Genomic DNA, 22,721 nt, shown 5'->3' on the forward strand with positions numbered 1-22,721 from the left:
CCCTGATGGTCGGCCGCCTTTGTTTGATCAGCGTGGCGCTTGCCACGCTGATCCCGGTCTGCGGGCCCGCGTACTCCGTGGAAGCTGAAAACAAGATCACTCAGCTTTGCCTTGCCGGCTTCAACACGGCCATGCGCCAGGCCGGCAAAGTCCCTCCTGAGGGGATGGGAGATTTCACCTGTGAGTGTTTTCTCAGAGAAATGAACAAGGGCAATTCAATCCAGTGGCAATCTCTGCTCAGCACCATTGAATCGGCACAGGAAACCTGCAAACAACAGGCAGCTGAACGCTTCAAAATCTGAATTCCACTCGAAATTGGTCAGGGTGCCTCCCCAAACCTGAACTGTTGATGGTGCGCTTTGAGCGGTGATCCGCAACCCCTCAAGACCCACATCAACAAGCCCCAACTGGAATGAGACACTTTTTTCGCATCTCTTTCCTGTCCAGGCTGTAGCGTGTAACAGCATCAGCATCATCGTTCGGCTCTGATCGGCTCGCTCCCCCCGGCTTCAGCTTCTCGGCTACAGCATCAAGGACTTTCCAATTCGGACCACGGCTCCACTGATCAAATGTCCATCGGTCCCAATAGGAAATGACCATCTACATCGGCAATCTCTCCTTCCAGGCTGAGCAGGAAGACCTGCTTGACCTGTTCAGCCAGTACGGTGAAGTGAAGAGTGCCAGCCTTCCTCTCGACAGAGAGACAGGCCGCAAGCGCGGCTTCGGCTTCGTTGAAATGAACACCGACGAAGACGAACAGAAAGCAATCGACGACCTCCAGAATGTCGAATGGATGGGTCGGATGATCCGCGTCAACAAAGCCACACCCCGTGAACGCAGTGGCGGTGGCGGTGGCGGCGGCCGCGGTGGGTATGGCGGCGGCGGCGGCGGTCGTGACGGCGGTGGCGGTGGCTACGGCGGCGGCGGCGGAAATCGCTGGTGATCAGCGCCTGGGAGCCGGCTCAGAGAGCTGGCTCCTGCTCCAAGCCATCCAGCCACTGATCACGCTGAAGAGCACGCCGCTTCAGGCGCTCACTCACGTCCAGTGGTTCATGTCCACCCCATTCAGCTTGAGCATCCGGAATCCTGCAGCGCAGGATCTGCCGATGACGATGTGCCAGATACCGATGAAATCGGTTCAGTGCGCGTGAACGGGTCATGCAACCTCCTCGTTCTCCTTTCATGGTCTAGCTCGGCTGTGAGCTGACCCAAGCTCCTGCGCAACACAACGCTTGAATGAAACAGTGAGCTCACCGAACGGATGCCCCATTCCAAGCCTCAGGCCAGTGAGCAGGCACCTCTGATTCGTTTGTTTCAGCATCTGCGCCCCTACCGCAGGAGGGTTTGGTGTGCGGCCAGCTGCTCGGTGATCAACAAAATCTTCGATCTGGCACCACCGGTGCTGATCGCGCTCGCTGTTGATGTCGTTGTTCAGCAGGACACGTCATGGCTTGCTCAGCTCGGTGCCACCACGGTGCTCAGTCAATTGATCGTGCTGGCAGTGCTGTCTTTTTTGGTCTGGACGGCTGAATCCTTTTTTGAGTATCTCTATGGCTTGCTCTGGCGCAATCTCGCCCAGAGCGCACAACACAGCCTGCGTCTTGAGGCCTATGACCATCTCCAGAAACTGGAGATGGACTTCTTCGAGCACGACAGCAGCGGACGGCTGCTCACGGTGCTCAACGATGACATCAATCAGCTTGAGCGATTTCTGAACCACGGAGCCAATGAAATCCTGCATCTCATCACCACCGTGCTGCTGGTGGGTGGTTTGATGACGCTGTTGGCTCCGGGTGTGGCGCTCTTCGCCTTCCTTCCGATCCCAGTCATTCTCTGGGGCTCGCTGAATTTCCAGCACCGGCTCGCCCCTCGCTATGGCGATGTACGCCGCCGAGCAGGAGACATGGCCTCCAGGCTCACCAACAACATTGGAGGCATGCTCACCATCAAAAGCTTTGCCCAAGAACGATGGGAGCTTGAACAGCTACGCCGGGAAAGTGATGCCTACAGGGAGTGCAACCGCCATGCCATCAGGATCTCTGCCGCTTTCATTCCACTGATCCGTTTCGCCATTTTGTTTGCATTCCTGGCCATTCTGCTTGTCGGGGGAATTCAGGCCAGGAATGGCGTGATCGCAGTGGGTACCTACAGCTTTCTTGTCTTCATCACCCAGAGGTTGCTCTGGCCGCTCACCACTCTCGGCCGCACACTCGACGACTACCAACGCTCCATGGCCTCAACGAATCGGGTGCTGGATCTGATCGACACACCGATCCAGATCGCTGGTGGAAGCCGCCGTCTCGCCCCACCGCAGGTGCGTGGAGAGATTCGCTACGAGCTGGTCGATTTTGCCTATCGGAACCGTCCAGCTCTGCTGAACCGATTCAATCTGACCATTCCCGCGGGCAAAACACTGGGAATTGTGGGAGCCACCGGTTCAGGCAAAAGCTCTCTGGTGAAACTGTTGCTGAGGCTTTATCCAATCAATTCAGGGAGAATTTTTCTGGACGAGATCCCAGTTGAGCAGCTAAGGCTCGATGATCTTCGGCGTTCAATCGCCCTCGTCAGTCAGGACGTTTACCTTTTTCATGGCAGTGTCGGTGAGAACATTGCCTACGGAGCACCTAACGCCTCAGCCGAGGAAGTGCGTGACGCCGCGCGAGAGGCCGAGGCGCTGGAGTTCATTCAGGCACTGCCGGAACAGTTCGACACGATTGTGGGAGAGAGAGGACAACGGCTCTCCGGAGGGCAGCGCCAACGGATCGCATTGGCCAGAGCGATTCTGAAAAATGCTCCTGTGTTGATTCTCGATGAAGCAACCGCTGCGGTTGATAACGACACCGAAGCCGCGATCCAGCGTTCACTGATGCGCATCACCGCGAACCGCACCACACTGGTGATTGCTCATCGACTCAGCACAGTTCGACATGCTGATCGCATCGTTGTCATGAATCACGGTTGCATCGTGGAAGACGGCACCCATGAACAACTGCTTCAACAAGCTGGTGTCTATGCCGATCTCTGGCGCGTTCAGGCCGGACTTCGCCGCGATGAAGCCCTGATCCTTTGATGAGCCATCTGCTCGCTGCGGCATCACCGGGGTTCACATCGTTGTCCCATCTGGCACATCAGCCATTGGGAAGCTTCGCCTTGCTCATCGCGCTGGCAATGCTGGTTCCGCCGCTGTTCAGGCGCACAGGCCTTCCCGATCTCGTCGGCCTGCTGCTGGCGGGCGTTCTGATGGGCCCCAGCGCTCTCAATCTTCTGCAGCCAGACGGTGAAACCCTTCAACTCGTCTCTGACATCGGAGCGATCTACCTCCTGTTCATCGTCGGACTGGAGATTGATCTCGATGAGTTCAAACGAGTTCGCAGTCGATCTCTGACCATTGGCATTCTCCATTTTGTCGGTGGCATGGCAACCGGTGGAGGGATTGGACTCCTGCTTGGCTATCCAGTGGTGCCCTGTCTGCTGATCGGAAGCCTGATTGCAACGCATACCCCTTTGGGCTATCCAATCGTGCGCAGTTATGGAGCCCAGCGAGATGAAGCTGTCGTGGTCAGCGTTGGCAGCACCATTCTCACCGATATCGCCTCTCTGGTTGTGCTCGCGATCGCCATCGGTCTTGGCGGGCAGTCCTTTTCGCTCACCAACCTGGCAGGCCTGATCGCCAGCGTCGCCATCTTTGCAGTGGCCGTCGTCACGATCATTCGCAGAGTCGGACGCAGAATCTTCCGCGGAAGCGTCAACGATGAGAGCAGGATCTTCCTCACCATCCTGCTCATCCTGTTCATCGCTTCGATGGGAGCGGAACTTGCCGGTGTGGAAAAAATCGTGGGAGCCTTCCTGGCTGGACTGGCGGTGAACTCGGTTCTGCCGGAGGGCAAGTCAAAACAGCAGGTGATTCTGGTTGGTGCGGCACTGTTCATTCCCATCTTTTTTATTCACCTCGGCCTCCTGCTTGATCTGAACAGCCTCAAAAGCTCCATCACCAATGTTCAGCTGCCTGTTCTGATGGTGATCGGAGTGATCAGCTGCAAAGGCGTGGTGAGCCTGATTGCCGGTCGGGCGTTCCGGTACAACGGCAACCAGATGGTGATGATGTGGTCGCTGGCCATGCCACAGGTCGCCGCGACATTGGCCACAGCATTCATTGGCTACGAAGCCGGATTGCTCGACCAAGCGGTGCTGAATGCGGTTCTGGCGATGATGGTGGTGACCGCAACCCTGGGACCGATCCTCACCGCACGTTCCGTCAGGCAGCTGGTGGAACCGGAACGAACACGACGCAGCGGCACAGCACCTGGCGAGGAGGTCCTCTCAGGCGATGACATCCCCCTTGATGTGGTCAGCCGTCCTCTGACCATTGTCGTTCCAATTGCGAATCCATCGACGGAACAGGGGCTGCTGAGCATTGCGTCCCGGCTGCTGAGTGGAAGTACCGACGTGCAGGGTCAATTACTGCCCCTGGCGCTGGTCTGTCCCAGTCTTGAAGAAGCGCGGGGGGGATTGAATCGCGCCATGGCATCCGCCAGGGAACGACTGTCCCAGGCAGCGACCATTGGCAAGCAGCTCAAGGTCAGAACCCGCTGCCTGCTGCGGCTGGATGAAGACATTGCAGGCGGAATGAGTCGCAGCGCCCTGGAGCAGGGTGCTGATCTGTTGATGATTGGAGCGGGACGACCGGACAAGCTGAGGCGCTGGTTCTTCGGTGACCTCGTGGACGGGGTCTGCCGCAGCGCACACTGCCCCGTTGTGGTGGTCAACCTGGCCGAACGACCGGTCGAAACGCTTCAACGAATTCTTGTACCCATCAAAGACCTCTCCGCCAGCGCCCGCGAACAGTTCGAGCTTGCCCAACGGCTTCTCGCGAGCCAATCCAGCGAGCAGGGCCTGATCACGCTTCTGCACATCGTTGATCCTCGACTCAATCGATCTGAACGCATCCGGATCGAACATGAGCTGCGTCGCTGGCAACCCCGCAGCAGCATGGGCGCCGTCATTCGGATTCAGCTCGCGTCCGGACCTGGAGTTGAAACCAAGATCGAAAGCAGCAGCCGCGATCACGATCTGGTGATCTTGCGTTCTCAGCGCCGTCAGGTCGCAGGGCTACCCATTCCTGCAAGTGATCGAACCAGCAATCTGGTGTCTCTGCTGAATTGCGCTTCGATGGTGATCAGCGAACCCTTGACCTGACCCACACCAACCAAGAAAGAAATGATTAAGAAATGGAAGTTTCGGGCTTAAAGTGCGCCAATGGATGATGCGAGAAAAGTTCGGCCAAAAACCTTGATCCTGTCAGCCATTGTTGGGCTGACAGGGGGCTTTTTGCTGGCGATTCCGCTCAGTCGCTCCCTGTTGCCCGAATCTGAGGCTCCTCTCCTGCTGCCAGTCAGCAACCCCTTTTCAGCCTGGTCCGTCTTTGACAATCGCGAGATTCTCGTGCTGGGTATTGACGATGGGGGAGGCAACACCGATGCGATCTTCACCTTGAAAGTGGAAGGAGGACGCACCTCCATCACTCAGATCCCAAGAGATAGCTTCATCGATTCCCACAGCTTCGGGCCTGTCAAGGCCAACGCTCTTTATGCCTACGGGGGGCATGAAGCCGTCAAGGCTGAGTTATCCAGGCTGATGGGTCGACCGATCGACCATCACATCCTTGTGAACCTCAATGGAATCCGAACACTCAGTGATCTGGTCGGGGGCGTTGAGGTCGATGTCCCGAAACGGCTTTATTACCGCGACAACAGTCAGGGGCTGCTGATTGATCTGCAACCCGGACCTCAGCTGCTCACAGGTCATGATCTTGAGGGATTCCTGCGCTGGAGACACGACGAGGAAGGAGACTTGGGACGTCTGGCACGACAACAGCTTGTCCTGAAAAGCCTGTTCAGCCGACTGACCCGGCCTGAACATCTTGTGAAACTGCCCGCCCTGATCAAAGAGGCTGGCAACAACCTTGAAACCGATCTCGGCGCCATGGAGCTGGGCGGATTGATCACGGCGATGGGGCTGACGGAACTGGAAACCGAACGTCTTGATGCACGCCCCTTCTACCGGAACGGCATCAGTTATCTCGACACGGAATGGCCTGCACAACAGAGCGCAGGTGATGCCAGTGAATCCAGCGGCTGGCGCTACCGCTTCCTCTACTGAGCCAACGACGAGCCTTCATCGCCGAAGCCATTCACAATGGCGACGCCGGCTTTTGCATTTGTGGACAGGAATCTGCTGCGACAGAGCATCAGGCTCGGGGTAAGCATCCTGATCACCTGCGCCATCGCTCAGCACTTCCAGCGCATCACCTATGTCTGGTATCCACTTCTGGCCGTCAACCTGATCGTCGACGATCAGGACGAGAACAGTCTGAGGGCTGCCCGGGGACGCATCCTCGGAACGGTGACCGGTGGGCTGGTGACCTTTCTGGTGCATTCGATCATGACCGGCTGGATCGGCATCCTTGTCAGCCTGTTGATCTCGATTCCGCTGCTGCGGCGGTTTGGCTGGGCCAGCGGCATGTCCACCGCCGTGACGGTCACCGTGATGTTTCTGGGCATTCACGACTACGCCACGCTCAGCTGGGACTACGTGTTCAACCGCAGCGTCGACACGCTGGTGGGAATCATCGTGGCCCTGGTGATGGGTCGTCTGCTTTGGCCGAAGAATCGACTAGCGCGCATGCAAAACCTGCATGAACAGCTCACCGACCTTCTGCAAACAAGGGTCGAAGCCCACAGCCTTGCGCTGCAGGGCAGGGGGAGTCCTCCACCTGCGATCCAGCCGGCCATGATCACCAAGCAGCTTCTAGAGCTGCAGCGCCTGATCAATGTGGAGCTGAGCCTGGGACCGCGACATGTGCAGCGACTGGATCGTGATCACTGGCGCCAGTGCCTCAGTCTGTGGCGCTGCCAGCAGGCGCGTTGGCTACTCGTGGAACGGCTGATCGAGCGGCTTCACAGAGACAAGGGGACGGAATATCTCCCTGCACTGGGCCGATACCTGGCTGAACGACCAGCGCCCCGTCGACGACTGGATCTGAACGGCTGCGATCAAGGGTTGTCGTTGCCCCAGCGGATCGCTCTTGAAGAACAGGTGACGCGCTTCCGACGCGTGCTGACCTGCCAGCAGCTGCTCAATGCCGAGCGAGCATCATGAGTGGATCCAGAAAACAATCCAATCCCTGGATCCTGCGATCCGACATCAGGCTCGCCCTGGTGACGGGTCTGGGTGCGGGCTTCGGATTGCTGAGCTCTGTTCCCTTCGGCTACTACGTGCCTCTTTGCACGGCCGCAGTTTTATCGGGAAGCTACGGCAACTCAATGAAGCTGAGCATTCAACGCATCCTCGGGTCGGTGATGGGAGTCATCATCGTGTTGCTCTTTTCTCGAAGTCTTCAACTGCCTCTGCCCCTTGGACTCGGCCTTGCCCTCGCCAGCGTTCGTCTGCTCGGAGGTGCTCTGGGATTGCAGGTGGGCTACAAGGTCGCCGGCAACATCGTGATCATGGGTTGGCTGGTCCACAGCGCCGAGGAAACCATCTGGGGAATGTCGCGCCTGTTCTGGACAGCCTTTGGCATCGCGCTGTCGTTGTGGGCGACTCGGTACGTCTGGCCCAGTGGCACGATTCCTTCGCTTCACCGGCAGTTCGCCAGATTCATCGACGAACTGATCCAGGACTTTCAGCTGGAGACACAACGGCTTGAGGACAGCACTCCAACCCGATTCTCCATGGCCAATCGCAGGGACAGGCGCATCGAGATCCTGCAACAACTCAATGCCCTGAGACAGCAACGCGACCAGGCCCAGATGGAACTGGGCCTGAATCCGGAGAACCACCCGCTGCATCAGCTCTGGACAGAACTTGACCTGTTGATCTCACAGCTCCTTTCAGTGCTGGATGGCTTGCGGGGACTGGCGGCACCGATTCAGTCGCCGCCCTGGATCCAGGCGATTCATCTCGACGAGGCGGACGTGCTCAGACATCAGATCAAGCTGCTGAAGGCCCTGTCCGCAAACCTTCGCCAGCCCGACCTGGCAGAGCAGCAGTCGCTGGACCTGCAAATCTTGATGGCGCTGAACAGAGATCTGGAGGCCGTGGCCAAGCAGCTAACGGTCAACCTCGAGTTGCACGCTGGAGGTCGAGGCAAGGAATCCGACATTGCCCCAGAGCAGATGCGACAGATCGTTCTGCGGACATCCCTGATTGAACATGGGGCTTCCGTGATGCACGACTGCCTGCCAGGCATGGCCAGATCGAAGCCTGTCACTGCAACTCGCTGAACTCGTTGTGCGGCGTCAGGATCAAAGCCCTCAAGGACACCAGGCTCATCCCTTGATCAGGTTGTTCATCAGGGGTTCTTTGCTGATCCCGATTGTTGGCCTGCTGGTTCCAGCGGCCTCCAAGGCATCTCCGGATGCAGGCGTTCCAGCGCCCATGAATTACGGAGGCAACACCTATCAGCTCGAACGCAGCTGGAACGAACTGAACGAACAACTCGACAGCCTGGACACGCTGTTGGGGCCTGCTCCAGAACTTGATGATTCGGACGATCTGAAAGCGCCGCAACTGCCTTCCAACCTCATGGACGCCAACCGTCCAGCCGATGAAGCGCTAAGCCAGGACGACAGCCTTCCGGATGCACCCCTCAGCCTTCCTGGGCTGGCAGAGCAGCAGTCCAAGGTGAAATCCGTGAGCCTGGAACAGGCCATCTCGATCGCCTTCCGCAACAACCCCGAGCTTCAGATTCAAAGGGATCGAATTGCTGCGCAGGGCGCCACGGTCGCTTCACTGTCAGGGGCTTACTGGCCCACTGTCAGTGTGTTTGCCGATCTGGAAGGATTTCAGAACGGCGGCACCACTTTCTCGCCCTACGCCAACAACAACTTCGGGTTTGGTCCTTTGTTCGCCAAAGAAGGACAGACGCCCAATTTCGCGCTCACCAAGAACGGCGACAACATCAGCGGCAGCTCCGCCGGACCGTTCTACGTTCCGGCAGGTGGCGGTTTATATGCCAACGCCAACGGAGTTGACTCCCAGGCAGGACTGCAACTCAACTACGCGCTGGTTGACTTCGCCCGCACACCACGAGTTCGCTCCGCCGATGCCAAGCTGCAGCAGTTCGAACAGCAATACGCCAACCAGCTCAGGGCTCTTCAACTCGAAGTCAGTGAGGCTTACTACCGGCTTCAGCTCAATGAGCAGTTGGTGCGCATTCGTGATGCGGTGGTCCGCACCGACCTGATCGTGCTGGAAGACACGCTCAATCTCAAACAGGCAGGGCTCGTGCCGCGCGTGGATCTGCTGCGACGCAATGCGACTCTCGCCACCGATCAGGAGGCACTGATCCAGGCTCTGGCCGATCGAGCTGTTTCAAGAAGAGCGTTATGGACCCTGTTGAATCTTCCCGCCGATGTCGTTCCCAGTGCAGGCGACGCGATCAGCCTGTCACCGGCTTGGCCCCTTAGTCTTGAGCAATCCTTGCTGGCCGCTTACGACAGCAACCCTGAGCTTGATGCGATCCTCGCCACCCGCAGGGCCTTGGCTCTGCGACAGGACGAAACGGCAGCTCAGTTGCTGCCCAAGCTCAGCCTGTTTGCGTCCGTTGGAGGCTTGGCATCGGTGGAACGCACCTTCAACATCTCCTTGCTGGGCGAAGGATGTTGCGGCGCGACGTTTCTGCCCCTGGAGCAGGTGGCGGGATACGACTGGTCCGTGGGACTTGCGTTCAATTGGATGATTTTCAATGCCGGCGCAACTACCAACGCCGTCAAAGCCCTTTCGCTGCAGGAGCAGGCAGCAAGCCAGTCGTATGCCGCCACCCGCAACAGCATCCGGCTTCGGCTTGAACGAGCATTCCTGAATCATGAGGCAAGTCTTGCCAAGCTTGTGTCGGCTCGGCGCGCAGTGGGAGCGAGCAAGGAAGCCTTCCGAGACAGCACACTCCGCTACAAGACAGGGCTCACCAATGAAATTGATCTCTCAGTGACCCAGACGCAACTGGTGAATTCACTGGTGAATCGTCTGATCGCAACGGTCGACGTGAATGTGACCTATGCCCAGCTGCTGCGCGAACTGCTGCCAATGCCAAGGGATCCAAACTCCACCGTGCCCACTGAACTCACGCTGGAAGGTTTCTCACTGCGTGAACTCAATCAACCCTGACCAGCCAAACCTCTGGCAATCAGAACTGATGACTCTCATTGAATGAGTCTTGGCCGAACTTGCCAGATTGAATTTGCTTACCAAAAAGGACTGCCAGCACCAGCACATTCTTCATTGTTGATGTCATCTGCACCAGCATCCCTGTCTTCCAATGCTCTTTCACCAAGAGTAGAACAGCGTTTTCACAGCAAGTGAACTGAGCCCACAAAAAGTGAAATCACCTCTGCATTGATCATCAACATCACAAAGACTTCACCCAACGGAAGCCTCCATAAAATGATTTATTACTGCCGGAATCTTGTAGTCTAACAATAGCCGCATCAAGACCATGGTCAGGGGGTTGATCTGGGGACTCAGCACTTCGTTTATTTTCAGCATCTATATAGTGCTGTCTAAATACCTTCTTGCACACTTTTCTTCGCCATGGCTGTTGCTTGCTTCAGGCATCGGCATTATTGCCTTAATACCATCCGTCATCAAGCGAGCGCATGTCTACAAAGAGTGGAACCACAGGCAGTGGAGGCTTGTGATTTCGATGGCTCTATTGAGTGGATTGTTTAATTTCTCGATCCTCCTAAGCATTAATTATTTACCAGCATCCATCGCAACAATGTTCATCGGCCTGTCCTCTGTGACGCTGTTGCTTCGGACATGCAGCATTGAAGCAAGACCACCCATGCCGCTGGAGCTCACAGCTGTACTTTTTGCTGCAGTTGGGGCTTTTCTGATTTTAGGGGTGAAGCTTCAGTCGTTTTCATTGATCGGACTGTTATTTGGCTTTTTTACGCTGATATTCGGCACGAACGCCGTCATATTAACCGGTAGAATGCGGGGGACCATTAACGCAAAAGAGGTTGTTTTCTCGAAGCAGTTAAGCAAGGTAATTTTTGCATGTTTCGGCTTGATCCTGATTTCGAGACTACCTGCAGCTCCTTACCCTGCACTGGCAGTTCTTTGGGTACTGCTGCTTGCGACTGGATGCCTAAAAATGCTGGAGAGCTTTACCGCTTCAAAGACCGCATTTGCACTACCACCGGTGACTTTCAGAAACATACTCTTACTTAATTTGCCAATCGTTGCGTTTGCCGAGTCTTGGATATTCGACATTCACCTCGATCTCTATCAGTGGATTGGTGTGGTGTTCATTATGCTCTCGGCAGTCAGTGCAATCCTTTCCGGCGAGAAACGCCTTAAAGCACTCTGAAAAGCACATTGCCGTCTGCTTGCTCAAGAAGGAAAAAGTCTGGTTCAGAGTTTTTTTTTTTACTCAAGACAAAAATTTCAAACCCAAAGGCGTGGTTGTCTTTACGAGGATCCGAGCGACACATCACACTGAGGCGGCTCCTGAAACCGAACCTCAAAGGACGGCTCTTGCACCTGTTGAGAAACAGTCAGTGGGACTAAACCGAGATCATCGACCCCGGAGTCACCCATGGATACTGATCTGATCAGGTGTCAATACCAGGGCTGTCAGTGCACCATTCATGCCGCGAAAGCAGTGTTGCGCAACGGCAAAGCGTTCTGCTCCGAAGCCTGCGCCAATGGGCGAAGCTGCGGATGTCATCGGGGCTGGTGCCCATCAGCCATGGTGATCTGATCCGATGAGAAGCTTTTCTCAGATCCCAGAGCTGCGCTACTTCGCAGCAGGCTTGGACGACCACCACCGCTCGATGCGGTAGCCAAAAATCACCAGGAACACAACAAGCCAGAACCACAGTTCAGGGGGATTGGCATTGAGCAGAACGATCAACAGAACAAGTTCAGAAATCAGCCAGGGAAGTTCCTGACGCAGAAGAGAACGGAGTGCCATGAAAAAGTCAGAACATCACTGAGGGGTCCCTGGCTGACGCAGGAACGGCAGATCCCAGATGCGATCGATGCGGAATGTACGGAACCCACCGGTGAGAGATCGCAGTCCGGGAATGATGTAAGTCACCGGTGAACGCCACTCCACATAGGCGAATGTATCCACAGTCAGACCGTCGCGGATCGGGAAGACCCCACTGCCCTGCGACAGCGTCCATCGATAGCCGTCATCAGTGCGGGGATGCCGGTCCAGCTCGATTTCAGCGCGCATCACAGGGCCGTGTTTGACGAGTGCCTCAGCGAGCTGGTTGTTGCCGATGGTGGTGGAGATGTCTTCCTGAGTGGCGGGAAGGGTGAGCACACTGCGCACCTTGCCGACGATCCCACCAAAACGGCCGCGCTGATTCCAGAGCGGTACAACCTCCACAGGCAAGCCAATCGGAAGTCGACGGGCATCCGCAGGGGAGAAATACGACACGGCGATCAGATCACCACCGGTTTTGTTGTCGCCTTTCGGAGGTCTGGTGTTGCGACCAATGGTGCCCAGACGATCACCAAGCTTGACGGTCTGCCCCTGAATGACCTGAAGATCGAGCACCGAGCCACTGCGCACTGCCGTGACATTGCCGTCGAAGGCGATTCTGGCCTCCATCACCTTGATCGCCCGCTTGAGATCATCAATTTGGAAGCGTCGGTCCAGCTGTTCCGACTCGATATTGAGCTTGATCTGCTGGAAATTGGTGATCTGATCTTTGCGCTGAATCTTGATGTCATCCAGCTGAACACTCGTGGTGGTCAGCCCCTGTTCCGCAGACACCACCTCTTGCGCCAGAGGCGCCACCACCTCACGTCTCGCCAACCAGTTGAGGTTGTCGACCTTGCTGTTGTAGGTCGCCTGCAGCCTGGCCAGACGCTTTTCATCATCATCCAGCTTGGACAACGCGGTATCCAGGGCAAGCTGAGCTGTGCGGACCCGCAGAGCATCCCGCTCATCAAGTTCCCCGTTCTGACGCACCAACTGGCGCAGGTTGCCCTTCTGCTGCTCGAGCTTCCGCTCGAGCACCGGCAGATACAGAGTCATCAACACCTGCCCCTTGCGCACACGATCTCCGACCTCGGTGTTGATGCTCAGCACCTGACCAGCTGCTCTGGCATTGAGGATTCCGGCATTGTCGGGATAAATCAGAACGCCGCGTCCCTCCACTTCAGTGGGCACCGGCCAGAACAGAAGCCAGGCACCGAAGAGCACACCCATGCCGGCCAATGAGGCGCCGACCTGCTGATGGTCGGTCAGGCCGTTCCATCGGGCCCGAAGACGCTCAACGCGGGAAGACGTGGTCATGAACGCCATCTTGCTGGCGATGAACTGTCACTGTCGGTGCAGAGAGGACAGTTCAGAACAACGTCCGAAGCCTCAGATCAACAGCGTGAACGAACTGATCACTGATTCGAACAGTCCCTGCACCTTCGACCAGCGATCTTCATTGGTGCTGGTCGCCAGGGTGTAGAGGCGACCGCGGTCAACCACCACTGTGGCCAGCTCATGGCGATCGCGGTCCTCCAGATGCACGGCGTATTCCAGGTCATAGAAGACATGACCATCGGAATCACGCTCACGGGCTTCAATCAGCTCAGCATTGCGCCCACTGCCATCAGGAGCAATCACCTCACGCCGCAACCGCTCGCCGACGGCCACCGCACTGCCGAGGGTCTCAAGGTCATCATCGGCGTCAACCTCAGAGACCACCAGACTCACCGTCTCATCACTGTGGATCAGGTCGTGGAACACCACAGCTGGCCCACCGGTCACCGCAACCCGCGTCCAGCCTGTGGGGTAAAGGAAGGCGTAGCGACCATCGGGACTCTTGAAGGAGTTGAGGCCTGCGCTGGCTCCGCCGCAGGCGCTGAGCATCAGCACACAAAGCAGAACGAGCAGTGACCGGAGTGGTTGACGCAGCAATGAGCCCATTGAGGAACTTGAATTGAAGTTGACCGAATGCGCGCCATTCTGCCCGCACCTTCCCCTGTTTAGATTTTCGCCACTTGCCTCAGTGTTCTGAGCGGATTCACCCGACCCCTTGCTCGTCTGATCGACCAGTTCGAGCGACTTCCGGGGATTGGACCCCGCACCGCGCAGCGACTGGCACTGCATCTGCTCAGACAACCGGAGGAGCAGATCCGCAGTTTCGCGGATGCCCTGCTGGCCGCACGCACCCAGGTCGGGCAATGCCAGACGTGCTTTCACCTCAGTGCCGATTCCGTCTGTGACATTTGCCGCAACGAGGAGCGTTCCAACGGCCAGATCTGCGTGGTGGCTGATTCACGCGATCTGCTTGCTCTCGAACGAACCCGGGAATTCAGCGGCCGTTATCACGTTCTGGGAGGTCTGATCTCTCCCATGGATGGAATTGGGCCCGATCTGCTGCAGATCAGCAGCCTTGTGAAGCGAGTGGCCGCTGATGAGGTCGAGGAAGTGATTCTGGCTCTCACCCCCAGCGTGGAAGGCGACACCACAAGCCTCTACGTGGCCAGATTGCTCAAACCGTTCACAAGGGTCAGCCGGATTGCCTACGGACTCCCGGTGGGCAGTGAACTCGAGTACGCCGACGATGTGACTCTCAGCCGTGCACTTGAGGGTCGACGCGACGTGGACTGATCTTCTCAGCTGACTGCGCAATGCGTTCGATCACGGGTGTGGAGTCGGCCATCAGGTTCTCTCTTGATGGAAATGGAGCCACCCTGAAAGCAGACCCGTGCATCGGCGTGCGCAAGACCAGCCGCTTTTCAGCCATCCAGCCGCACGAGCGGTTACCAGAGTGGCTGCGTCGCCCCCTGGGAGAGGCCTCTGCGATCGAACGGGTTCAGGGGCTGGTGAAGTCCAACGCCCTTCACACCATCTGCGAGGAAGGGCGCTGCCCAAACAGAGGTGAGTGTTACGCCGCCGGCACCGCCACGTTCCTGCTGGGGGGGTCGATCTGCACGCGCAGCTGTGCGTTCTGCCAGGTGGAGAAAGGACGCGCGCAGGCCGTCAACCCGCTTGAAGCGGAGAAGGTTGCCGATGCCGTTGAAGCCATGGGGCTGCGATACGTCGTGCTCACCGCCGTTGCACGCGATGACCTCGATGACCATGGGGCCTGTCTGTTCACCTCTGCCATGAAAGCCATCAGGGCGAGAAATCCCTTGATCGCCATCGAGGTGCTGACTCCGGATTTCTGGGGAGGGCGCGCCGACTCTCGGCAAGCTGTCAGCGCTCAACGTGAGCGGTTGGCGACAGTGCTGGAAGCTGCGCCGGTGTGTTTCAACCACAACCTCGAAACCGTCAAACGCCTACAGCGGGACGTTCGCAGGGGAGCCACCTATGAGCGATCACTTGGTCTGCTGGCCGCCGCACGATCACTGGCACCGGAAATTCCAACCAAAAGCGGCCTGATGCTGGGGCTGGGAGAAAGCCGGGATGAAGTGATCGAAACCATGCGCGACCTGCGTGCCGTTGACTGCCAGCGGCTCACCATCGGGCAATACCTGCGCCCATCACTGGCCCACATTCCTGTCGCCCGCTACTGGCATCCTGATGAATTCGACGATCTTGGATCCATTGCTCGCGAGCTCGGCTTCGCTGTGGTGAGGAGTGGGCCTCTGGTGCGCAGCAGCTATCACGCAGCGGACTGACGCCAACGTGTCAGTGCCCTGTCCCGCACCTGCTCGCAGTCGCCAAGCATCAGTGCTCCGGCACCGCCCCAGACCATGCGCAGAGGCAGATCCCAGAGAGCGGCCTGCACCTCGCGCACGGATTTAAACCCACGACACCTGAAATAACGCACAAGCCGTTGATGCTGTCGTTCGTTATCACGAATGGCCAGCAGCCTTGCCTGTCGGCAAGGGGTTACCTCAACCGCCCAGGCCATGGTTGCCGCCCAGATGAGATCACCGCAACCTGCAGGAGCAGCCGGCAGCACGCGCATCGTGTCCAGTTGCAATCCACGAGGACCGCTGTAAGCCCAGGCTTTCATCTCGCCGAGAAGCTGCAGTCGTTCCGACTGCGAACGAGCCACCACAAGCCGCAGACTCCACAGCCCCAGAGGGCGGCCCACTTGAAGTCTCAGCAGCAGCCCCCGTTCACGGGCCTCCATTTCAAGTTGATCCAGCATCAGCGCTCCGAATCGAGGTACGGAGCCCAATCGACAACAGCCTCAAGGGGCAAGGGCCCATAAAGGTGCGGAAACAACTCTCCGCTTGCAATCGCATCGGCACGGAGAGGGGCGGTCAGTCGCGCAGCATCAATCGTGAGCAAGAGCACAGACTCCGCATCCGCATAGAAGCGCTCAAAGGTGGCTGCCACCTGTTCACGCCAAGACAGATGAATGAATCCCACCTGGTCAAGTCGCAGTCCTCGGGTGGACATGTCGTACTGACCCGACAGGCTTGCGGCTTTCCAGTCCTCAGCCAGCGCCAGATGGAACAGGGGTTGGTCAGCTGGAACGTCGACGGCATCCGCGGGGAACAGGGGCTGAAGTCCCCCGGGGTGCCAGGGATCAGCCCTCTGCATGAGGCGCTCAAAATCAGGATCTTGCAGAAAACGCCTTAACCACCCACGCAGCGGCTGCAGGGATTGATCAGCATCAAACCCCGCAGGATCAGCGATGCGCCACTGACGCACAAACGGCCACAGTGCGACATCTGCGAGGGAACAGCTGGAATCCACGAGCCAGCCACCACAGTCAGCGATCCGATCAGACCAACTCCGCAACACCTCCAACCCCTGCTGTTGATGGTCCTGTCTGGACTGGCCAGGAAAACGATCGGTGTATTTGAAACGGTCGAGATGGTGTTTGAAGGTCGTGTCGTTGAGCTCAATCAGCTGCTGGATGCAGTGCTGCGTTTTGCCAGAACCCTGCCGGCGGAGATCGCAGGGATCGGCCTGGTTGAGTGCCCAGTGCATCACCGCAAGGCTTTCATCGATCACCGTGCCGTCAGCGAGAACCAAAACCGGCACCGTTCCTTTCGGAGATGCCTCGAGCATCGGCGCTGGTTTGTCCTGGAGTTCAATTTCCCTCCAGTGGACAAGCTGGCCTGCCTGCAACAAGGTCCAGCGTGCGCGCATCGCATAGGGACAGCGACGAAAGCTGTAGAGAACAGGCCGTGCGCTCATCCGTACGTGTCGGGCCTTGATCGCCAGCCGGAGGATTGCGAGAGGACGCCTTGCCTGAGCTGGCTCTGCCGCATCGCGAAGCGTGCCCTGTCGCCATCCGTGAAACGGTCTTTGCACTGCAGACACTGCACCCCGGGGATGTAACTCTCCAGTTGCCGCTGCTCCGGCGTCAGCGGCAGACCACAGGCATGGCACAGGCTGTGCTGGCCAGGCTCGAGCTGATGGTTGAGGGCGACTCGCTGATCAAACACGAAACACTCACCCTCCCAGCGGCTTTGCTCTTCAGGCACCTGCTCCAGATAGTTGAGAATGCCGCCCTGAAGATGATGAACCTCGGGGAATCCGCGCTGTTGCAGAAAGCTGCTGGCCTTTTCACAACGGATTCCACCGGTACAGAACATGGCGATGCGCGCTGGAGATGTGCGCTCAACCAGTGGTCGGAGATGCTGTTCCACCCAGTCAGGGAAATCCCGGAAACTGTCAGTTGCCGGATCCAGAGAACCCACAAAGCTGCCGACAGCCACCTCATAGGAGTTCCGGGTGTCGATGACCAGCGTGTCGGGGTCATCCACCAACTCATTCCAATTGCAGGGGTCCACGTAGGTCCCCACATTGCGGCGGGGATCAGCACAAGGCTGCCCCAGGCTCACGATCTCGCGCTTGCGACGGGCCTTGAAACGACGGAAGGCCTGGCGGTTACAGCGGCTCCGCTTCACCTGAAGGCGCTCGAAATGGGCATCCCCAAGTGAGATCCTGCTGCGCAGGCACTCCAGCATCGCGGTCACGCCCTGGTCGGGACCGCTGATCGTGCCATTCACACCTTCTGGTGCCAGCAACACTGAACCAACAACCTGTGTGCGAACCGCCAGTTCTGGCAGATCTGCCAGCAACGACTCCAGTGCATCAGGTGAAAGCGACGTGAAGGCGTAAAATGCCGCCACGAGAAACGATGGGCTGTCGGCTTGCGCCGCCGTCATGCCGCTGCTTTCTCCTGCTCAGGCTGCCTCTCGAGTGCCTGGTCCTGCCAGCTGGCCTGAACCCCGGCAGCTTCCAGCAGAGCCCGGTCGGAATCCACAGCAGGGTTACCCGTTGTGAGCAAGGTATCGCCGTAAAAGATTGAGTCCGCACCTGCCTGAAGGCAGAGGATCTGAGCTTCCCGATTCAGTTCTTCCCGACCAGCGCTCAGTCGCACACGGCTGAACGGCATCAGGATTCGGGCAACGGCCACCATCCGCACCAACTCAAGCGGATCAACGGTAGGCAGACCTTCCAGGGGGGTTCCCTCAACAGCCACCAAACCATTGATCGGGACACTTTCCGGATGTGGGTCAATGCAGGCCAGAACCCGCAGCATCGAGGCACGGTCGCGAAGCGTTTCGCCCATGCCGATGATTCCACCGCAGCAAAGCGTGACTCCGGCGCGACGCACTCGTTGCAGTGTTTCCAGCCTCTCCTCATAGGTTCGGGTGGTGATGATCCGGTCGTAGTGCTCAGGACTGGTGTCGAGGTTGTGGTTGTAGGCCGTGAGTCCTGCTTCAGCCAGACGCTCCGCCTGCGTATCGGTGAGCATTCCTGCAGTGACACAGGCTTCAAGGCCCAGCTCACGCACACCTCGAACCATCCTCAGCATCGACTCGAAGGCAGGTCCTTCACGGATCTCCCTCCAGGCCCAGCCCATGCAAAAGCGATCGGCACCGGCATCGGCCGCTGCACGAGCCCTGTCCAGAACCGCCTTTACCTCCAGATCGGCCTGACCGCCCACATCACTGCTGTTGTACATCGACTGAGAGCAGTAGGCACAGTCCTCCTCGCAGCCACCGGTCTTGACGCTCAACAACGAAGCCAGCTGCACCCGGTACCCAGGATTGGCGGCTCGATGCACGCTTTGGGCGCGCCAGAGCAAATCCATCAAAGGAAGGTCAAGAAGGTCTTGAATCTCCTCAAGCGTCCAGTCGTGGCGTAGGTCCACCGTGTCCGTCATTGAACCAGCCACCATTGCTGCTGCACTCAGGATCCCAGAGCGTGGGGCTCCATGGACTGAAGTCCACCAAAACGTCGCTGACGGCTCTGGTAATCCTGCAGTGCGAGCTGGAGAGCCTCGGCATCGAAATCCGGCCAGCAGAGATCGGTGACATGTATCTCGGCATAGGCCAGCTGCCAGAGCAGGAAATTGCTGATCCGCCGCTCGCCGCTGGTGCGAATCAGCAGATCCGGATCAGGCTCACCCGCCGTGAATAACTCTGCCGCCAAGGCATTTTCATCGATTTGCGATGGCTCCAGCTCTCCACAGGCAACGCGTTCCGCCAGCCGCTGACTGGCACGCACCAACTCACGACGACCTCCGTAATTGGTGCAGACATTGAAATGAATGCCGCTGTTTCCGGATGTCCGCTGCGTGGCTTCAGCGATCAGTCCCTGCAGCTTGACCGGCAGTGCGTCCAGGTCTCCTAGAAAGCGAATTCGCACCTGTTCCTGCTCAAGCGCCTGCAGTTCTCTCTGCAGAACACTTTCAAACAGAGTCATCAAAAAATTGACCTCGTCCCCTGGACGCGACCAGTTTTCGGTGGAGAAGGCATACGCGGTGAGTGCTTCAACCCCCCAGTCGCTGCAATGTCGGAGGGTCGATTTGAGCGCCTCGACACCGGCCCTGTGCCCCATGACCCGTGGCAGGCCGCGAGCCTTGGCCCAGCGTCCGTTGCCGTCCATGATCACTGCGACATGGCCAGGCATCCTGCGTGGATCCAGTTCTGCAGGACAGCACCGTGGTGCAGCTTGATCAGTACTGACGGCCAGTCTTTGGCTCAAGGCAAGGAATCCTGAGTGCCTGGAGCCACGCTACGCGGAGATGGTGATTTCACAGGCGCGGTCGACACAGAGGCGGCAATCAACTCGGTGAGCAGATCCTGCAGGCGTGAACTGGTGATCGGACGTTCAAGGCGCCCCTGGTTGGCCAGTGACAGGGTTCCGGTCTCCTCGGAAATCACCACGCAGATGCAGCGATCAAAGCGTTCAGTGATTCCCAGAGCGGCCAGATGACGGGTGCCATAGCGACTGATGCCCTGACGTGACAACGGCAGAATCACACCCGCGGAGATGATGCGGCTGCCCTTGATCACGACGGCACCGTCGTGAAGAGGCGTATCGGAAGCGAACAGGTTCAGCAGCAGTTCGCTGCTCAGCTGGGCATCAATGGTGATGCCCGGGTTGAGAAAGTCTTCCGGCCTGAGATCACTGCCGAGATCAACAACAATCAGGGCTCCACGACGACTCTTGGAGAGACGGCCTGCCGCATCGGTGAGCTGAGCCACGGTGCTGGCAGTCGCCCTCATTTTGCTCTGGGGATTCCCCAGCAACACAGCAAGACGGCCAGTGCCGAGCAGTTCCATCAACCGACGCAACTCTCCTTGCCAGAGAATGGCCAGCGACAGTGAGCAGGCCAGAACCAACGCATCAATCAGCGTTGAGGTGAGTGGAAGATTGAAAAAGCGCTTGACGAACCAGGCAAGCGCCACAAGGAAGAGGTACCCACGCAACAGCCAGAGCGTGCGTTGCTCATTGACTCTGGTGAAGAGCAGAAAGCCGAGGAGAGAGGCGCAGAGAACGTCGAGAAGAAGGCGCAGTTGCAACACCTCCAACACCTTCGCCTTCGCCCTTTGGTGTCCTCAGTTTACAGAGCGCAACCGTTCAGGCATCAGGTCGTAACGCAGCAGATCTTCCGGCTGCTCTCGACGCTGAACCAGTTCAGCCTCTCCTGCTTGCACAAGCACCGCAGCTGGTCTTGGAATGCGGTTGTAGTTGGAACTCATCGACGCGTTGTAAGCCCCGGTGGCGAAGACCGCCAGGATTTCGCCACTGCTGCAGGCGGGGAAAGCAAGATCCTTGAGCAGCACATCTCCCGACTCACAGTGTTTGCCCGCCAGAGTCACTGTCTCCTCAGCATTGGCCAGAGGGCGGTCCGCCAGACAGGTGGTGTAAAGGGATTGATAGGTGATCGGTCTGGGGTTGTCGCTCATGCCCCCATCGACGGAGAGGTAGGTGCGGATCCCCGGAACCACCTTGCGGGAGCCGACGGTGTAGACAGTCACTCCTGAAGTTGCAACCAGCGATCGGCCTGGCTCGCAGAGCAAACGCGGCAGCTCAAGATCTCGCTCTCTGCAGGCCGCTACGACGGCTTCAGCCACCACTTTCACCCAGGCATCGATCGACGGCGGATCGTCACTTTCCACGTAACGGATGCCCAGACCGCCACCAACGTTCAGATCGCGAACGGGATGGCCGAGCTCAAGGGCCAAGCGCAGGCCATCCGCCATGACAGCAGCCAGGTCGCGATGGGGCTCGAGCTCGAAAATCTGCGAACCGATATGGGCATGCAGGCCTTCAACCCTTGCCCACAAACATCCCTGAAGTTTGCGGAGCACGGGCTCGAGCTGATCGGGATCAAAGCCGAATTTGCTGTCGAGATGCCCGGTGCGGATGTACTCGTGTGTATGGCACTCGATCCCAGGAGTGAAGCGCAGCATGAGGCGTACAGGCCGCCCTCCTTCCGGAACAATCGTCTGCAGGCAATCCAGGTCGTGCTGGTTGTCGGCAACCACCATCACGTCGTGGCGATAGGCCAACTCAAGTTCTTCGACCGACTTGTTGTTGCCATGCAGCACCATCCGCTCAGCAGGCATGCCGCCGTCGAGTGCCGTCATCAATTCACCCGCCGAAACGGCATCAAGCCCCAGCCCCTCCGACGCCACAAGAGCCGTCAGAGCCATTGAGCTGTTGGCCTTCGAAGCGTAGATCGCCAGTGAGGGACCTGGATAATGACGCTTCAGGGCATCGCGATAGGCCTGGCAGGCCTTGCGGATGCTGGTTTCATCCAGCACATACAAGGGTGTGCCGTAACGCTCGGCCAGCTCGCTGAGAACACAACCGCCCACGGCAAGACGTCCTTGATCGTCAAGTTCGGCAGTGATCGGCGCGAGATTGCGATTCGGGCTGTTCAGGTCACACCCTGATTCATAGGGCTGTGGCATGGAACGTCGAGGCGGTCGGACAGGCAATGTAAAGAGGCGCGTCGCCCAGGCAGTGCTGTTTTGGTTGGTGAAGTGGCGATCAACCCACGCACACTGGGTCCGGACGACCTCAGCGCCTGCCTGCAGCTTGATCGGATCGCCTTGAAGGGGCTGTGGACGAAACAGCAGTGGAGGAGGGAGCTTTCAGACAAAAGCAGACTGGTGATGGGCATCGACGCAGAGGATCAAAGCCTGATCGCCGTGGCCTCTGCTTGGTTGGTGGTCGATGAGCTTCAGATCACAGCAGTCGCAGTGGATCCGACACACCAACGCTGTGGTTTAGGCACAAGGGTGCTGCAGGCGGTGATGGATCGGGCGGCAGCCCTCGGTGCCTTGTCAGCAAGCCTTGAAGTGGCATCAACGAATGCCGAGGCTCGAGCCTTCTACGCCCGGTGCGGGTTTTCCACCACGGGGCGCAGGAGTGGTTACTACTCCAACGGCGACGACGCCCTGCTTCAGTCGCGATCAATCACAAGGGGTAGGGATTTCCGCACTGATCAAACTGAATAAAGGAACACATTCCGGCATTGATTAATACT

25 protein-coding genes are annotated in these 22,721 nt (G+C 58.1%); 13 read left to right on the top strand and 12 right to left on the bottom strand.

All coding sequences use genetic code 11. The features are described 5' to 3' along the window. Window positions 1-5 precede the first annotated feature (5 nt). On the top strand, window positions 6-302 hold the full coding sequence (locus AC6EI9_RS05115) for a hypothetical protein (RefSeq protein ID WP_498469445.1): 297 nt from the start codon (window positions 6-8) through the stop codon (window positions 300-302). A gap of 290 nt (window positions 303-592) precedes the next feature. Then, window positions 593-943 carry an RNA-binding regulator gene (rbp, locus tag AC6EI9_RS05120; RefSeq protein WP_498469446.1) on the top strand — a complete coding sequence of 117 codons (351 nt, stop codon included), beginning with the start codon at window positions 593-595 and terminating at the stop codon, window positions 941-943. A 19-nt stretch (window positions 944-962) separates the two neighbouring features. On the opposite strand, the gene AC6EI9_RS05125 is transcribed toward rbp, so the two are convergent. Next, a complete protein-coding gene (locus AC6EI9_RS05125; RefSeq protein WP_498469447.1) occupies window positions 963-1,160 on the bottom strand; it encodes a hypothetical protein in 198 nt (65 codons plus the stop codon). Window positions 1,161-1,261: 101 nt separating this feature from the next. Here AC6EI9_RS05125 and AC6EI9_RS05130 point away from each other — a divergent pair, with 101 nt between their 5' ends. The 6 genes from AC6EI9_RS05130 to AC6EI9_RS05155 are packed head-to-tail and all read left to right on the top strand — an operon-like array spanning window position 1,262 to window position 10,164. Next, window positions 1,262-3,070 (top strand): ABC transporter ATP-binding protein, encoded by a 1,809-nt coding sequence (locus AC6EI9_RS05130; protein ID WP_498469448.1) that lies wholly within the window; start codon window positions 1,262-1,264, stop codon window positions 3,068-3,070. Beyond that, window positions 3,070-5,196, top strand: coding sequence for a cation:proton antiporter (locus tag AC6EI9_RS05135; RefSeq protein WP_498469449.1), 2,127 nt, complete (start codon window positions 3,070-3,072; stop codon window positions 5,194-5,196). The genes AC6EI9_RS05130 and AC6EI9_RS05135 overlap by 1 nt, the downstream gene beginning before the upstream one ends. Window positions 5,197-5,256: 60 nt before the next feature. Continuing rightward, entirely contained in the window at window positions 5,257-6,159 is a 903-nt protein-coding gene (locus tag AC6EI9_RS05140) for an LCP family protein (protein ID WP_498469450.1), read from the top strand. 36 nt (window positions 6,160-6,195) lie between these two features. Next, a complete protein-coding gene (locus tag AC6EI9_RS05145; RefSeq protein WP_498469451.1) occupies window positions 6,196-7,158 on the top strand; it encodes an FUSC family protein in 963 nt (320 codons plus the stop codon). Next, window positions 7,155-8,282, top strand: a complete 1,128-nt coding sequence (locus tag AC6EI9_RS05150; protein ID WP_498469452.1) for an FUSC family protein — start codon at window positions 7,155-7,157, stop codon at window positions 8,280-8,282. The genes AC6EI9_RS05145 and AC6EI9_RS05150 overlap by 4 nt, the downstream gene beginning before the upstream one ends. A gap of 52 nt (window positions 8,283-8,334) precedes the next feature. After that, entirely contained in the window at window positions 8,335-10,164 is a 1,830-nt protein-coding gene (locus AC6EI9_RS05155) for a TolC family protein (RefSeq protein ID WP_498469453.1), read from the top strand. Between the two features lie 19 nt (window positions 10,165-10,183). On the opposite strand, the gene AC6EI9_RS05160 is transcribed toward AC6EI9_RS05155, so the two are convergent. Then, window positions 10,184-10,330, bottom strand: coding sequence for a hypothetical protein (locus AC6EI9_RS05160; protein WP_498469454.1), 147 nt, complete (start codon window positions 10,328-10,330; stop codon window positions 10,184-10,186). Between the two features lie 162 nt (window positions 10,331-10,492). Between AC6EI9_RS05160 and AC6EI9_RS05165 the strand changes: the two genes are divergently transcribed. Together AC6EI9_RS05165 and AC6EI9_RS05170 are read left to right on the top strand one after the other, a co-directional pair. Further along, on the top strand, window positions 10,493-11,368 hold the full coding sequence (locus tag AC6EI9_RS05165) for an EamA family transporter (RefSeq protein WP_498469455.1): 876 nt from the start codon (window positions 10,493-10,495) through the stop codon (window positions 11,366-11,368). 228 nt (window positions 11,369-11,596) lie between these two features. After that, complete coding sequence (locus AC6EI9_RS05170) at window positions 11,597-11,761, top strand: metallothionein (RefSeq protein WP_498469456.1); 165 nt, start codon at window positions 11,597-11,599, stop codon at window positions 11,759-11,761. A gap of 36 nt (window positions 11,762-11,797) precedes the next feature. Here the strand turns inward: AC6EI9_RS05170 and AC6EI9_RS05175 are convergent, their stop codons facing one another. The 3 genes from AC6EI9_RS05175 to psbP form a co-directional block, all read right to left on the bottom strand. Beyond that, complete coding sequence (locus AC6EI9_RS05175) at window positions 11,798-11,974, bottom strand: hypothetical protein (RefSeq protein ID WP_498469457.1); 177 nt, start codon at window positions 11,972-11,974, stop codon at window positions 11,798-11,800. 15 nt (window positions 11,975-11,989) lie between these two features. Beyond that, complete coding sequence (locus AC6EI9_RS05180; RefSeq protein WP_498469458.1) at window positions 11,990-13,312, bottom strand: NHLP bacteriocin system secretion protein; 1,323 nt, start codon at window positions 13,310-13,312, stop codon at window positions 11,990-11,992. A 72-nt stretch (window positions 13,313-13,384) separates the two neighbouring features. After that, complete coding sequence (gene psbP, locus AC6EI9_RS05185) at window positions 13,385-13,939, bottom strand: photosystem II reaction center PsbP (RefSeq protein ID WP_067098923.1); 555 nt, start codon at window positions 13,937-13,939, stop codon at window positions 13,385-13,387. Between the two features lie 117 nt (window positions 13,940-14,056). Between psbP and recR the strand changes: the two genes are divergently transcribed. Both recR and lipA read left to right on the top strand, forming a co-directional pair. Further along, window positions 14,057-14,626 (top strand): recombination mediator RecR, encoded by a 570-nt coding sequence (recR, locus tag AC6EI9_RS05190; RefSeq protein WP_498469920.1) that lies wholly within the window; start codon window positions 14,057-14,059, stop codon window positions 14,624-14,626. 20 nt (window positions 14,627-14,646) lie between these two features. Further along, entirely contained in the window at window positions 14,647-15,639 is a 993-nt protein-coding gene (gene lipA, locus AC6EI9_RS05195; protein ID WP_498469459.1) for a lipoyl synthase, read from the top strand. Here lipA and AC6EI9_RS05200 read toward each other — a convergent pair. From AC6EI9_RS05200 to lysA, 7 genes are read right to left on the bottom strand one after another with little or no spacing between them, the layout of a single operon-like run. Then, entirely contained in the window at window positions 15,624-16,118 is a 495-nt protein-coding gene (locus AC6EI9_RS05200; RefSeq protein ID WP_498469460.1) for a hypothetical protein, read from the bottom strand. The genes lipA and AC6EI9_RS05200 overlap by 16 nt on opposite strands. Then, entirely contained in the window at window positions 16,118-17,119 is a 1,002-nt protein-coding gene (locus AC6EI9_RS05205; protein WP_498469461.1) for a DUF952 domain-containing protein, read from the bottom strand. The genes AC6EI9_RS05200 and AC6EI9_RS05205 overlap by 1 nt, the downstream gene beginning before the upstream one ends. Then, window positions 17,116-18,096, bottom strand: a complete 981-nt coding sequence (trhO, locus tag AC6EI9_RS05210) for an oxygen-dependent tRNA uridine(34) hydroxylase TrhO (RefSeq protein ID WP_498469462.1) — start codon at window positions 18,094-18,096, stop codon at window positions 17,116-17,118. Before trhO ends, AC6EI9_RS05205 begins: the two co-directional genes overlap by 4 nt. After that, complete coding sequence (gene bioB / locus AC6EI9_RS05215; RefSeq protein ID WP_498469463.1) at window positions 18,093-19,100, bottom strand: biotin synthase BioB; 1,008 nt, start codon at window positions 19,098-19,100, stop codon at window positions 18,093-18,095. Before bioB ends, trhO begins: the two co-directional genes overlap by 4 nt. 26 nt (window positions 19,101-19,126) lie before the next feature. Then, a complete protein-coding gene (gene uppS, locus AC6EI9_RS05220; RefSeq protein ID WP_498469464.1) occupies window positions 19,127-19,924 on the bottom strand; it encodes an undecaprenyl pyrophosphate synthase in 798 nt (265 codons plus the stop codon). After that, window positions 19,921-20,754, bottom strand: coding sequence for a diadenylate cyclase CdaA (cdaA, locus tag AC6EI9_RS05225; RefSeq protein ID WP_498469465.1), 834 nt, complete (start codon window positions 20,752-20,754; stop codon window positions 19,921-19,923). The genes uppS and cdaA overlap by 4 nt, the downstream gene beginning before the upstream one ends. Before the next feature lie 27 nt (window positions 20,755-20,781). Next, window positions 20,782-22,143, bottom strand: a complete 1,362-nt coding sequence (gene lysA, locus AC6EI9_RS05230; RefSeq protein WP_498469466.1) for a diaminopimelate decarboxylase — start codon at window positions 22,141-22,143, stop codon at window positions 20,782-20,784. A gap of 60 nt (window positions 22,144-22,203) precedes the next feature. On the opposite strand from lysA, the gene AC6EI9_RS05235 reads away from it, so the two are divergent. Further along, window positions 22,204-22,692, top strand: a complete 489-nt coding sequence (locus AC6EI9_RS05235) for a GNAT family N-acetyltransferase (RefSeq protein ID WP_498469467.1) — start codon at window positions 22,204-22,206, stop codon at window positions 22,690-22,692. Window positions 22,693-22,721: the final 29 nt, after the last annotated feature.

Source organism: Synechococcus sp. MIT2312, assembly GCF_059772315.1.